General features: G+C 68.1%; 10 protein-coding genes. 5 read left to right on the top strand and 5 right to left on the bottom strand.

Going from position 1 to position 12,691, the window contains the following annotated elements; translation table 11 throughout:
* Window positions 1–15: 15 nt before the first annotated feature.
* Complete coding sequence (locus ABNK63_RS13490) at window positions 16–1,665, bottom strand: HAMP domain-containing sensor histidine kinase (RefSeq protein ID WP_007808370.1); 1,650 nt, start codon at window positions 1,663–1,665, stop codon at window positions 16–18.
* A gap of 287 nt (window positions 1,666–1,952) precedes the next feature.
* On the opposite strand from ABNK63_RS13490, the gene sucC reads away from it, so the two are divergent.
* The 3 genes from sucC (at window position 1,953) to ABNK63_RS13475 (ending at window position 5,831) form a co-directional block, all read left to right on the top strand.
* Window positions 1,953–3,116, top strand: coding sequence for an ADP-forming succinate--CoA ligase subunit beta (gene sucC / locus ABNK63_RS13485; protein ID WP_007808372.1), 1,164 nt, complete (start codon window positions 1,953–1,955; stop codon window positions 3,114–3,116).
* Between the two features lie 14 nt (window positions 3,117–3,130).
* Entirely contained in the window at window positions 3,131–4,003 is an 873-nt protein-coding gene (gene sucD, locus ABNK63_RS13480; RefSeq protein ID WP_007808373.1) for a succinate--CoA ligase subunit alpha, read from the top strand.
* A gap of 76 nt (window positions 4,004–4,079) precedes the next feature.
* On the top strand, window positions 4,080–5,831 hold the full coding sequence (locus ABNK63_RS13475; protein ID WP_350015911.1) for an NAD+ synthase: 1,752 nt from the start codon (window positions 4,080–4,082) through the stop codon (window positions 5,829–5,831).
* 57 nt (window positions 5,832–5,888) lie between these two features.
* Here the strand turns inward: ABNK63_RS13475 and ABNK63_RS13470 are convergent, their stop codons facing one another.
* Window positions 5,889–6,719 (bottom strand): outer membrane protein assembly factor BamD, encoded by an 831-nt coding sequence (locus ABNK63_RS13470; RefSeq protein ID WP_157582180.1) that lies wholly within the window; start codon window positions 6,717–6,719, stop codon window positions 5,889–5,891.
* A 104-nt stretch (window positions 6,720–6,823) separates the two neighbouring features.
* Between ABNK63_RS13470 and rluD the strand changes: the two genes are divergently transcribed.
* Complete coding sequence (gene rluD / locus ABNK63_RS13465; RefSeq protein WP_007808378.1) at window positions 6,824–7,798, top strand: 23S rRNA pseudouridine(1911/1915/1917) synthase RluD; 975 nt, start codon at window positions 6,824–6,826, stop codon at window positions 7,796–7,798.
* Window positions 7,799–7,868: 70 nt separating this feature from the next.
* On the top strand, window positions 7,869–8,618 hold the full coding sequence (gene pgeF / locus ABNK63_RS13460) for a peptidoglycan editing factor PgeF (RefSeq protein ID WP_350015910.1): 750 nt from the start codon (window positions 7,869–7,871) through the stop codon (window positions 8,616–8,618).
* A gap of 3 nt (window positions 8,619–8,621) precedes the next feature.
* Here pgeF and otsA read toward each other — a convergent pair whose 3' ends face one another.
* Genes otsA through otsB form a run of 3 tightly spaced genes read right to left on the bottom strand, consistent with a single transcriptional unit; the run spans window position 8,622 to window position 12,608 of the window.
* Complete coding sequence (otsA, locus tag ABNK63_RS13455) at window positions 8,622–10,004, bottom strand: alpha,alpha-trehalose-phosphate synthase (UDP-forming) (protein ID WP_350015909.1); 1,383 nt, start codon at window positions 10,002–10,004, stop codon at window positions 8,622–8,624.
* Window positions 10,004–11,809: a glycoside hydrolase family 15 protein gene (locus tag ABNK63_RS13450; RefSeq protein ID WP_350015908.1), complete on the bottom strand. Its 1,806-nt coding sequence runs from the start codon at window positions 11,807–11,809 to the stop codon at window positions 10,004–10,006. Before ABNK63_RS13450 ends, otsA begins: the two co-directional genes overlap by 1 nt.
* Window positions 11,769–12,608 carry a trehalose-phosphatase gene (gene otsB / locus ABNK63_RS13445; RefSeq protein ID WP_350015907.1) on the bottom strand — a complete coding sequence of 280 codons (840 nt, stop codon included), beginning with the start codon at window positions 12,606–12,608 and terminating at the stop codon, window positions 11,769–11,771. The genes ABNK63_RS13450 and otsB overlap by 41 nt, the downstream gene beginning before the upstream one ends.
* Window positions 12,609–12,691 lie beyond the last annotated feature (83 nt).

Raw genomic sequence — 12,691 nt, 5'->3', positions numbered from 1 at the left:
GGGCGGGGCAAAAGGTCAACGCGTGGCGGTCTGCGCCACCTCGCTGGTTTCCGCCGGGCTGCGGGCCGGCGGCGTCAGCACCAGCCGGAAGCAGCTGCCGCCACCGGCCACCCGCACGTACTCCAGCGCCGCCTGGTTCGCATCGCTCATCTGTCGCGCGAGATACAGGCCCAGCCCGGTGCCGTATTCGTGGGTGGTGTAGAACGGCTCGAAGATCTGCGCGGCCACCTTGGGCGCGATGCCGGGGCCGCGGTCGATCACTTCCAGGATCGGCACGCCGTGTTCGCCCTGGCGGGTCACCACCATCACCCGCGCCGGCTCGCCGGGCAGGCGGCCGTAGCGCAGCGCGTTCTGCACCAGGTTCCACACCACCTGCTGCAACTGCTGCGGGTCGGCCACCGCAGCCACCGGCGTGCCGCTGCTGGCGATCGCCCGCAGCGAATCGGCGCCCAGGTCGTTGCCCTGCACGTACTCCTCGACGAAGGCCTGGGCCCAGTGGCCCAGGTCCAGCGTTTCCGGCCGCGAGCGCTCGCGGCGCGACAGCTGCAGGATGTTCTCGATGATCTCGTTGAGCCGGATGCAGTGGTTGTTGATGATCTCCACCATGCGCTGGTCGGTGGCATCCATGCTGTCCGATTCGGCCAGCAGCTGCGCCGAGTAGCGGATCGCCGCCAGCGGGTTGCGGATCTCGTGCGCGATCGAGGCGGACAGCCGGCCCAGCGAAGTCAGCGTGAGCTCCTCGGCGCGCCGCGACAGCAGCGAGGTGTCGTCGAGGAAGATCAGCACGTGGGAGTCGTCGTTCGGCGCCAGCCGGGTGAAGCGCGGCACCACCTCGGGCACGCCGTCGGCGAGCTGGGTGGCGGTCTCGTCCAGCTTGCCCGAGGTCATCCAGTGGTACAGGCGGCGCGACAGCTCCGGCGCCAGCTGGCCCAGGTCGCGCTGGTCGGCGCCGGGGTTGCCCATCAGCATCCAGGCGGACTCGTTGATCTGGTGGATGCGGTTGGCATCGTCGACCAGCAGCACGCCGGTCTTCATGCGACGGATGATCAGCTCGTTGACCTGGGCCAGGTTGGCCAGGTCGGTGCTGCGCTGCTCGGCCAGCGCCTCGGTGGCGCGCAGCTGGCGGCCCAGCACGTTGCACAGGCTGGTGGTGGCGAAATAGGCCAGGCCGAACAGCCCTGCCTCCAGCAGGTCCCGGTCGCCGGGATTGCTCGCCGAATCGCCGAAAAAGGTGTGGCCCAGAATGCCCAGCGTGGCCAGCGCGGCGAAGAAGCTGGACAGTCGCAGCGGCAGGATCAGGGCGCCGGCACTGAGGTTCACCGCCAGCATCATCGCGATGCCGATGCGGGCGTCGTGCATGGCGGCGATCGCCATCACCGCCACGGCGATGTCCACCACCAGCGTTGCACCCACCACCACCAGGGCGTGGGGCATGCTGCGCCGGTTCAACAGCAGCATGACCAGGGCGAACACCAGATACAGGGTGACCATGCCATGGGCGAGGTCGGGGGCGTTCAGTTGCGGCCAGCCCAGCCCCGGCGGACTGAAGGCCAGGCCCGCGTAGACCAGTGCCTGCACCACCCGGAACGCGTTGAGGAACGACAGCTCGTGGCGAATCGTCGCAGTGGCGGCAGGGGTGGCGACGAACGGGGCGCTGTTGGGCACTTGGGCTACTCCCTGGCGATTCCGGGCGAGTATAGACGGGCTGATCGGCGCTGTGAGCCACCGCGAAAGCGCATGGGAGCGCGCCGCGCGGCCGTTTCGGGCAGGCGGCCCTTTCCATCGGGGCCGGCTTCCGCGAAAATGGGCGGCCGCATGGCGCGGTATGCCCGGTTCCATCCGGCAGGCGCACTGCCTCCGGCAGCGCACTCCTCCGCCGTCCGACCTTCCTGACCCACGCATCACGACACGCGTGCGGCCGCCATCGTTTTTCCGTTCGCTCGAGGTATCGAATGAATTTCCACGAATACCAGGCCAAAGAACTGTTCGCGCAGTACGGCATTGCCGTGCCGCCGGGCAAGGTCGCCAACTCCCCCGACGCCGCCGTCGATGCCGCCAAGGCGCTCGGCGGTTCCCAGTGGATGGTCAAGGCGCAGATCCACGCCGGCGGCCGCGGCAAGTCCGGCGGCGTCAAGTTCTGCCGCAGCTTCGACGACGTGCGCGCCGCCGCCAAGGGCATGCTGGGCACCCACATGGAAACCTACCAGTCGGCCGGCCGCGCGCTGCCGGTGAACCTGGTGCTGGTGACCGACGCGACCGACATCGCCCGCGAGCTGTACCTGTCGATCCTGGTCGATCGCGATTCCAAGGCCGTCTCGTTCATCGCCTCCAAGCACGGCGGCGTGGACATCGAGCAGGTGGCGAAAGAGACCCCCGAAGACATCCACACCATCGTGGTCGACTTCGTCGAAGGGCTGCAGCCGTACCAGTGCCGCCAGCTCGGTTTCGCGATGGACCTCAACAACAAGCAGGTCAACCAGCTGACCAAGATCATGCTGGGCCTGTACAAGCTGTTCAACGAGCAGGACCTGGCCCTGGTCGAGCTGAACCCGCTGGCCGTGCTGGAAGACGGCAACCTGGCCGCGCTGGATGGCAAGGTCAACTCCGACGACAACGCCGAATACCGTCACCCGAACCTGGCCGCGATGCGCGACCTGACCCAGGAAGACGCCGCCGAAGCCGCCGCGCAGCAGAGCAACCTCAACTACGTGACGATGGACGGCAACATCGGCTGCATGGTCAACGGCGCCGGTCTGGCGATGGCCACCATGGACGTGATCAAGCTGGCGGGCGGCGAGCCGGCCAACTTCCTCGACGTGGGCGGCGGCGCCACCAAGGAGCGGGTGACCGAGGCGTTCAAGCTGATCACCTCCTCGGACAAGGTCAACTGCATCCTGGTCAACATCTTCGGCGGCATCGTCCGCTGCGACATGATCGCCGAGGGCATCATCGCCGCGGTCAAGGAAGTGGGCCTGAAGATTCCCGTGGTGGTGCGCCTGCAGGGCACCAATGTCGATCAGGGCCGCGAATTGCTGGCCAACTCCGGCCTGGCGATCACGCCGGCGGATGATCTCAACGACGCGGCGCAGAAAGCCGTGGCTGCGGCCAAGGCCTGAGGAGCAATCGAAACATGAGCGTTCTCGTAAACAAAGACACCAAGGTGCTGGTGCAGGGCTTCACCGGCCAGCAAGGCACCTTCCATGCACAGCAGTGCATCGACTACGGCACCAAGGTTGTCGGTGGCGTGACCCCGGGCAAGGGCGGTTCCGAGCACATCGGCCTGCCGGTGTTCAACTCGGTCGATGAAGCGGTGCTGGAAACCGGCGCCGACGCCTCCGTCATCTTCGTGCCGCCGCCGTTCGCGGCCGACTCGATCCTCGAGGCGATCGACGCGGGCATCAAGACCATCGTGGCGATCACCGAAGGCATCCCGGTGCTGGACATGCTGCGCGTGAAGAACGTGCTGCAGCAGCATCCGGAGATCGTGCTGATCGGGCCGAACTGCCCCGGCATCATCACCCCCGGCGAATGCAAGATCGGCATCATGCCCGGTCACATCCACAGCAAGGGCCGGGTCGGCGTGGTCTCGCGCTCCGGCACGCTGACCTATGAGGCGGTGTTCCAGACCACCAACGAAGGCCTCGGCCAGAGCACGGTGATCGGCATCGGCGGCGACCCGATCAACGGCCTCAACTTCATCGACTGCCTGAAGCTGTTCCAGGACGATCCGCAGACCGAAGGCATCATCATGGTCGGCGAGATCGGCGGCAGTGCCGAGGAAGACGCCGCCGAGTTCATCGGCGAATACGTCAAGAAGCCGGTGGTCTCGTTCATCGCCGGCGCCTCGGCCCCGGCCGGCAAGCGCATGGGCCATGCCGGCGCGATCATCTCCGGCGGCAAGGGCACCGCCGCGGCGAAGTTCGCCGCGCTGGAGAAGGCCGGCGTCACCACGGTGAAGTCGCCGGCCGACCTGGGCAAGACGCTCGCGAAGCTGATGAAGTAAGTCAGTACCGACTGCTCTAAAATGCGAAGGCCGCGACCCATGTCGCGGCCTTCGTCATTTCAGGAGCACACGCTACATGGCAAGGCTGCGTCTGGCACTGGCCCAACACGATTTTTCGGTCGGTGCGGTGGCGGCGAACGCCGCCAGGGTCGGCGAGCTCATCGCCAGCGCACGCGCTGGCGGCGCCGCACTGGTGGCGTTTCCCGAGCTGACCCTGAGCGGCTATCCGCCCGAGGATCTGCTGCTGCGGCCGAGTTTCCTCGCCGCCTGCGACAGCGAGCTGGCGGCGCTGGCGACAGCGACCCACGGCGTCGCCGCCCTGGTCGGTCATCCGCACAGCGAGGGCGAGGTGTTCAACGCGGCCAGCGTGCTGCGTGACGGCCGGGTCGAGTGCACCGCGCACAAGCAGGCGCTGCCGAATTACGGCGTGTTTGACGACAAGCGCTACTTCCGCCCGGGTCATGCCTCGACCACCATGGTGATCGAGGGCATCTGCGTCGGCCTGCTGATCTGCGAGGACGTGTGGCAAGCCGAGCCGGCGGCGCAGGCCGCCGCCGCGGGCGCCGAGCTGATCGTGGTGATCAACGCCTCGCCGTGGGACGCGCGCAAGCAGGTGGAGCGCGAGGCGGTGCTGCAGGCGCGGGCGCGGGAAACCGGTTGCGCGATCGCCTACCTGAACCTGGTGGGCGGGCAGGACGAGGTGGTCTACGACGGCAGTTCGATGCTGGTCAATGGCGACGGCTCGATTGCCGCGCGCGCCCCGGCTTTCGTCGATGCGCTGCTGTGGGCGGAATTCGATCCGGCCATGCGCACGCTTGCGGCGCAGGACTGGCCGGCCGTGGTCGACGAATCACCGGAGGCCACGCTGTACGCCGCCCTGGTGCGCGGCACCCGCGACTACATCGACAAGAACCGCTTTGCCGGCGTGCTGCTGGGGTTGTCCGGCGGCATCGACTCGGCGCTGACCCTGGCACTGGCGGTGGACGCGCTGGGCGCCGACCGTGTCACCGCGGTGATGATGCCCACGCGCTACACCTCGCAGCTGTCGCTGGACGGCGCGCGCGTGCAGGCGGAGAAACTCGGCGTCGACTATCACGTGATCGACATCGAACCGACCTACCGCTCGTTCGTTGACGCGCTGACTCCCGCGTTCGCCGGCAAGCCCGCGGACACCACCGAGGAAAACCTGCAGTCGCGCACCCGCGGCGTGATGCTGATGGCGCTGAGCAACAAGCATGGCCGGCTGCTGCTGGCCACCGGCAACAAGAGCGAGATGGCGGTGGGCTACGCCACCTTGTACGGCGACATGTGCGGTGCCTATGCACCGCTGAAGGATGTCTACAAGACCGTGGTGTATCGGCTGGCCCGGTGGCGCAATGAGGCGGGGAACAGGGGGCGGGGAACGGGGAACGTGAGCTATCCGGGACTATCTGGCGGACGCGCTTCGGGTGCGGATTCCAGCCGGGTTGTCCCGGATCGCATCACCGCCGATGTTCCCCGTTCCCCGTTCCCTGTTTCCCGCTCCTGGACCATTCCCCCCGAGGTCATCGAACGCCCGCCCTCCGCCGAGTTGCGCGACAACCAGACCGACCAGGACTCGCTGCCGGCCTATGACGAACTGGACGCGATCCTCGAGCGTTTCATCGAGCGCGAGCAGTCGCAGGCGGAGATCGTGGCGCAGGGCTTTGCGGCCGAGACGGTGCGCCGGGTGGTGCGGCTGGTGCTGCTGAACGAGTTCAAGCGCCGGCAATCCGCTCCGGGGCCCCGCGTGACCACCCGCGCGTTTGGGCGCGAACGACGTTATCCGATCACTTCCGGCTGGCATTGAGCGGGCATGAAAAAGCCGGCGATCGCTCGCCGGCTTTCCTGCTGCATTCGCCTCGACTCAGTGATGGCCCGAGAACGGCACCATCTTGCGCAGGGTGGACGGTGCATGCGGCCACTTGGCGTCGGTGAGGTAGGGGTGATTCGGGTAGTTCATGGCCAGCACCTGGCGGCTCTGCTCGGCCAGCGCCTTCTGGTCCAGCGCCAGGTAGCTGCGGGTGAGGATGGCCAGGGCGTCGCCGGTCTGCGGCGCCTGCTGGTAATGCTCGACCACGTACTGGGCACGGTCGGCGGAGGCGACGTACGCCTTGTTGCGCAGGTAGAACTCGGCCACGTTGATCTCGTACTGGGCCAGGATGTTGCGCAGGTAGATCATCCGCTGGCGGGCATCGGCGGTATAGGCGCTGTCCGGGAAACGACGCGACAGCTCGGAAAAGTCGTCGAACGACTGCAGGTTGTAGCCCTGGTCGCGGCGCGAATCCTTGTCCGAGCGGGGGAACCAGCGCTCCAGCACGGTGCCGGTGCGATCGAAATTGATCAGACCGCGCAGGTAATAGGCATAATCGACGTGTTTGTTGGCCGGATAGGTCTTGATGAAGCGGTTCACCGTCGACAGGGCATCATCGGGCTGGTTGTCCTTGTACTGCGAGTAGGCCAGGTCCAGCTGGGCCTGTTCGTTGTACTCGCCGGACGGGAAGCGGGCGATCAGGCGCTGGTAAGCCTTGGTGGCCGCAGCGTAATCTGCGTTTTCCAGCGAGTTGTGCGCGTTGTCGTACAGCGCCTCCAGCGGCATCGTGTCGATGTTCTGCTTCGACTTGAACATCGAGCATGCGCTCATCGACATCGCGGCCACCAGCAGCACGAGCAATTTCATCACGGTCATTTTGGACATCGGCAGCTTCGGCGAGTCGATTGTTGGGCGCATAAGGAAGGAATTCAGATGTTTGAGCGAACAGGCATGATAGCCGAAACCGGCCGTCCCCCGCGGATGCCCGCATGACCACGATCCGGCACGAGGCACAGGTCCCGCTGACTGCGGCAGGACGCAGGTTCGACCAGGCTTTGGCCGAGATGTTCCCCGACTACTCGCGCTCGCGGCTCAGCGGCTGGATCAAGTCCGGCGCGGTCAGTCTCGACGGTGCGCAGGTGGCGGCGCGACAGCTGCTGCGGGGCGGCGAACTGGTGCGGCTGGAGGTGGAACTGGAGAACGAGGTGTCGAGCGCCCCCGAGGCGATGGCGCTGGAGATCGTGCACGAGGACGAGCACCTGCTGGTGCTGGACAAGCCGGCCGGGCTGGTCGTCCATCCGGGCGCGGGCAATCCGGTGGGAACCCTGCTCAACGGCCTGCTGCACCATGATCCGAAGCTGGCCGAGCTGCCCCGTGCGGGCATCGTGCATCGGCTGGACAAGGACACTTCCGGCCTGATGGTGGTGGCCAGGACCCTGCCCACCTACACCGCGCTGGTCGATCTGCTGTCGCGGCACGAGGTGGAGCGCCAGTACGAGGCGGTGGTGCTGGGCACGATGGTGGCCGGCGGCACGGTGGACGAACCGATCGGCCGCAGCATGGGTGACCGGCTGCGCCAGGCGGTGCGCGACGAGGAAGACGGCAAGCGGGCGGTCACCCATTACCGGCTGCGCGAGCGCTTCCGCGCCCACAGCCTGCTGCAATGCCAGCTGGAGACCGGCCGCACCCACCAGATCCGGGTGCACATGGCGCATATCGGCCACCCGCTGATCGGCGATCCGCTTTACGGCGGCGGCCTGAAGCTGCCCAGGGGAGCCAGCGCGGAACTGATCGCCACCTTGCGCGGTTTTCGCCGGCAGGCACTGCACGCCGAAAAGCTGTCCTTCATCCACCCGGCCACGGGCGAGGACATGTCCTTCAGCGCCGAACGTCCCGCTGACCAGCGCCAGCTGATCGAGGCCTTGCGGGAGGATCTGGCCGTGCACGGGTCGGAGCACTATTGAGCAGCCGCGGGAACGGGGGCGGCGAGTATGCGATGCTTCATGGCTCCCCCGTTTCCCGATACCCGGCCCGATGACTGAAAGCTGGATCTTCCCTGATTGGCCCGCGCCACCCCAGGTGCGGGCCGCGATCACCACCCGGCTTGGTCCCGGCCTCTCGGCGCCGCCGTTCGATCGCTTCAATCTGGGCTTGCGCAGCGGCGACGCCGCCGACGCGGTGACTGCCAACCGCAGCGCCTTGCTGCAGTCGCTGCGCCTGCCGGCCGAGCCGCGCTGGCTGCAGCAGGTGCACGGCTGCGAGGTCGCCGAGCTGGGGCCGCTGCCCGGCAAGGCCGAACCCCAGGCGGACGCGGCGGTTTCGCACATCCCCGGCACCGTGCTTTCGATCCTCACCGCCGACTGTCTGCCGGTGCTGTTCTGTGCCGAGGATGGCAGCGAGATCGGCGCCGCCCACGCGGGCTGGCGTGGCCTGGCCGGCGGCGTGCTGGAGGCCACGCTGGGCCAGATGATCATGCCGTCGTCGCGACTGCTGGCATGGCTGGGGCCGTGCATCGGCGCCGCCTCGTACGAGGTGGGGGCCGAAGTGCGCGCCGCCTTCGTGGCGCACGATGCGGCCGCGGCCGGATGCTTCGTGGCGACGCGGCCCGGCCACTGGCTGTGCGACCTGGCCGGCCTGGCGCGCCAGCGGCTGGCCGCGGCCGGCGTGGCACGCATCCACGGCGGCGGGTTCGACACCTTCGCCGATGCGCGGTTCTACTCGTACCGTCGCGACGGCGCGCGCAGCGGGCGCTTCGCCAGCCTGGTCTGGCTCGACCGCAGCTGATCGCTAGGCGCGCAGCGTGCCCAGAAAATTCCTGCGCCACAGCGTGATGTCGTTGGTGCGCAGCACGTCCATCATCGCCTCCCAGCGGCGGCGACGCTCGGCCAGCGGCATCTTCAGGGCCAGTGCCAGCGCGTCGGCGACTTCCTCGGTGTCGGCGGGGTTCACCAGCAGGGCGTCTTCCAGTTCCAGCGCGGCGCCGGCGAAGCGGGACAGCACCAGCACGCCGGGATCGGCCGGGTCCTGGCAGGCCACGTATTCCTTGGCCACCAGGTTCATGCCGTCGCGCAGCGGCGTCACCAGGCCGACCCGGGCGCTGCGGTAATAGCCGGCCAGCAATCGGTGCGGAAACGACTTGTTGATGTAGCGGATCGGCGCCCAGTCGGGCGTGGCGTACTTCCCGTTGATGTGGCCGGCGCTGCGCTCGAGTTCGTGGCGGATCGCGCGATACTCCAGCACGGCGCCGCGCGAGGGTGGCGCGATCTGCAGGAAGGTCACCTGCTGGTGCAGTTCGGGATGGCGCTCCAGCAGCCGCGCATAACCCTCGAATCGTTGCGGCAGGCCCTTGGAGTAGTCCAGCCGATCCACGCCGATGATCAGCGCGCGTCCTTCGAGGCTGTGTTGCAGCTGGGTGATCTCGCGGATCGAGGCCGCCTTGGCCGCCACGTCGGCGATGCCCCGGGTGTCGATGCTGATCGGGAACGCACCGGCGCGGAACTGGCGGCCGTTCGGCATGCGCATGCGCCCGGCCAGGCGCATCACCGCGCCGGCTTCATGCAGGAAATAGTCTTCCAGCGCGCGCAGGTCGCGGCGGGTGTGCACGCCGACCAGGTCGTAGCTGGCCAGGGTTTCCAGCAGCTCGCGGTGATTCGGCAGGGCGATCAGCAGGCCGGCGGCGGGCAGTGGCGTGTGCAGGAAGAATCCGATGCGGTTGTGCACGCCCCGGGCCCGCAGCATCGAGGCGAGCGGGATCAGGTGGTAGTCGTGCACCCAGATGACATCGTCCGGCTTGAGCAGCTGCTGCAGTTTTTCCGCGAACACCTCGTTGACGCGCAGGTAGCCGGCCAGGTGGCTGCGCCGGTAGTCGACCACGTCGGGCCGGTAGTGCAGCAGCGGCCACAGCGCGCCGTTGGCGAAGCCGGTGTAGAAATCGTCATGGTCGGTGCGGGAAAGATCGATGGTGGCGTAGTCGATCTTGCCCTCCTGCTGCTGATGCAGTTCCGCGGCCGTCTCGCCGGCCACCTTGCCGCTCCAGCCGAACCACAGGCCACCATGCTCGTCGAGCGCCGCCTGCAGCGCCGATGCCAGCCCGCCGGGCGCGCCCTGGCGCGGCAGCGCCACCCGGTTGGAAACGACCACCAGCCGGCCGCCAGCCTTGCGCGCCGTCATCACAGGGCCTCCTCCCAGCGCCGCGACAGGCGCATCGCCGCCTGGATCAGGCCGACCAGGGAATACGTCTGCGGGTAGTTGCCCCAGTGTTCGCCGGTGGCCGGGGCGAGGTCCTCCGACAGCAGGCCCAGTACGTTCCGCTGTTTCAGCATGTGCTCGAACAGCGCCCGTGCCCGTTCCCTGCGTCCGGTGGCGGCCAGCGCCTCGATGTACCAGAACGTGCAGATGTTGAAGCTGGTTTCCGGCGCGCCGAAATCATCCGGGGCGATGTAGCGGAACAGGTAGTCGCCACGGCCCAGTGCCACGCCGATCGCGTCGACCGTGGCCACGAAGCGCGGATCGGCAGCCTCGATGAAGCCGATGTCGGCCAGCAGCAGCAGGCTGGCGTCCAGGTGCTCGCCATCGTAGGCGTCGACGAAGTGGCCGAGCTTTTCGTTCCAGGCGCGAGCCTCGATGCGTCCGTGCAATTGCACGGCCTCATCGTGCCAGTAGCGCGCGCGCTCGGCCAGCCCCAGCTCGGTGGCGATATGCGCCAGCCGGTCGCAGGCCGCCCAGCACATCGCCGCCGAGTAGGTGTGGACGGCTGCCCGGCCGCGATATTCCCACAGCCCGGCGTCAGGCTGTTCGGCCACCCGCAGCGCCATCTCGCCCATCCGCTCGAGCCGGCGAAAGGTCACTTCGTCGCCGCGATGTTCCAGCCGACGGTCGAAGAACAGCTGGGTCGAGGCGAGCACCACCGAGCCGTAGACATCGTTCTGGCGCTGCCGCCACGCATCGTTGCCCACCCGTACCGGGCCCATGCCGCGGTAGCCGGCGAGCGTCTCCACCTGGCGCTCGGGCAGCTCGCTCTCGAAGGTGATGCCGAACACCGGGCCGAGTTCGCCTTCATCGAGCTGGGCGACCAGGTTGAAGGTGTAGCGGATGTACTCCTCCATCGTGCGGGTCGCGCCGAGGCGGTTCAGTGCGCGCACGGTGAAGGCGGCGTCGCGCAGCCAGCAGTAGCGGTAATCCCAGTTGCGCGCGCTGCCGGCCGATTCGGGTATCGACGTGGTCAGCGCCGCCACGATCGCACCGGTGGCTTCGTACTGGCAGAGCTTCAGGGTGATCGCGGCGCGGATCACCGCTTCCTGCCATTCGTAGGGAATCGACAGGTAGCGGGCCCACTCGCGCCAGTAGTCCAGCGTCCGTTCCAGTGCCAGGTGGACGAAGTCGGCCACGTTCGTGTCGAGGGTCTCGTCGGGGCCGAACACGAAGTGGGCCGGCCGGTCGAGCCCGAACGGCAGCTGGCGTTCGACCAGAAGCGGTGCGATATCGGTGGTCAGGCGCTGCACCACGTCGCTGAGCAGGTAGCGGATGTGGTTGCTGCCTGCGGTGGTGGCCGGCGCACGTGCGCCGTACTCGCACAGCGGGCGCAAGCGCACGCGGATGCGTGGCGAACCCGCGATGGGCGCGACCCGGCGCACCAGCATCTCCGGGTGATAGAAGCGGCCGTTCAGTCGATGTCGCGGCGCGAAGTCAGTGATCTCGATGGCACCGCCGTGGCGGTCGAACAGGCGGGTCACCAGTACCGCGGTGTTGGCCAGGTAGAACTGTTCGACGTGATCGAAGTCCTCCAGCTCGATCGCCCAGTCGCCACCCCCGCTGGTGGGCGAAAGCAGGCTGCAGAAACTGGCGTCGGCATCGAAGCGTGGCAGGCAGCACCACACGATGCGCGCATGCGGGTCGATAAGCGCGGCAACGCTGCCGTTGCCGATCACGCCAAGCTCAAGGCTGGCGTGCAGGGCCTCCGTGGGGAAGTCGGGCATGGGTAGGGGCTCCGTGCGTCAGTGCGTGCAGGACGCGGGTCAGCCAGGCCTCGGTGGCGGCCGGGCCGGGCAGGGTGAAATGGGCGGCGCTGGGTTCGCGCTCGCCAATGCGGATGCTGAAGCCGCCACGACGATTGACCGCGTCGAAAGCGTGCTCGTCGGTGAGGTCGTCACCGAGGTAGACCGGGGTGCGGCCGGCAAACGGCGCGCGCTGCAGCAGCTCCGTCACCGCCCGTCCCTTGTCCATGCCCGCCGGCTTGAATTCCAGCACCTGGTGGCCGGGCTGCAACTCGTAGCCGGGCAGGCGCGCCATCAGTTCGGAGGCGGCGCCGTGCAGGCGGGCCAGCTGCTCCGGCGCGCGGCGACAGTGCAAGGCGACCGCCAGCTGCTTGTCTTCCACCTGCACGCCCTCGAATCGCGCCGCCAAGGCGCGCACCTCGCGGTGCATGTGATCCTGCCCGGACTGCGGCACGATGACGCGGCGAAAGCTGCCGCTGGCCTGGCGCAGCTCCAGCCCGTGCAGGCCGATCGCCGCCCAGCGCGGGCGCTCGAAGAGCCGGTCGAGGTCGTCCAGTTCGCGTCCGCTGACCAGGGCCATCGCGCCCTCGGTTGCCGCATGCACGTCGTGGAGCAGGGCCAGCAGGGCGGGGCTGACCCGCACCGAACCGGGGTCGTCGGCAAAATCGAGCAAGGTCCCGTCGACGTCGAACAGCAGCGCCCAGCCGGCGCCGGCGGCGGGAAGCGGGGGAGCCGGCAGGACCGGGCGCGTCGGTGTGGTGGAGGGGCGTGGAGTCGACATCGCATCCACCGTAACAAGCCGAATGTGAAAAGCTGGGCATGCCGGTCAGGTCATCGCCGTGGACGGCCCAGCTTGAATCGGGC

Origin of the sequence: Rhodanobacter sp. IGA1.0, assembly GCF_040208325.1 — a bacterium.
GTDB classification, from domain to species: Bacteria; Pseudomonadota; Gammaproteobacteria; order Xanthomonadales; family Rhodanobacteraceae; genus Rhodanobacter; species Rhodanobacter spathiphylli.
The sequence above is the reverse complement of the archived record's forward strand: the minus strand, read 5'-3'. Positions and strand labels throughout refer to the sequence as shown.

Bases quoted from the DNA above. Each gene is read 5' to 3' on its own strand.
- sucC (WP_007808372.1), top strand. From the start codon at position 1,953: ATGAATTTCCACGAATACCAGGCCAAAGAACTGTTCGCGCAGTACGGC.
- sucD (WP_007808373.1), top strand. From the start codon at position 3,131: ATGAGCGTTCTCGTAAACAAAGACACCAAGGTGCTGGTGCAGGGCTTC.
- ABNK63_RS13475 (WP_350015911.1), top strand. From the start codon at position 4,080: ATGGCAAGGCTGCGTCTGGCACTGGCCCAACACGATTTTTCGGTCGGT.
- ABNK63_RS13470 (WP_157582180.1), bottom strand. From the start codon at position 6,719: ATGTCCAAAATGACCGTGATGAAATTGCTCGTGCTGCTGGTGGCCGCG.
- rluD (WP_007808378.1), top strand. From the start codon at position 6,824: ATGACCACGATCCGGCACGAGGCACAGGTCCCGCTGACTGCGGCAGGA.
- pgeF (WP_350015910.1), top strand. From the start codon at position 7,869: ATGACTGAAAGCTGGATCTTCCCTGATTGGCCCGCGCCACCCCAGGTG.
- otsA (WP_350015909.1), bottom strand. From the start codon at position 10,004: ATGACGGCGCGCAAGGCTGGCGGCCGGCTGGTGGTCGTTTCCAACCGG.
- ABNK63_RS13450 (WP_350015908.1), bottom strand. From the start codon at position 11,809: ATGCCCGACTTCCCCACGGAGGCCCTGCACGCCAGCCTTGAGCTTGGC.
- otsB (WP_350015907.1), bottom strand. From the start codon at position 12,608: ATGTCGACTCCACGCCCCTCCACCACACCGACGCGCCCGGTCCTGCCG.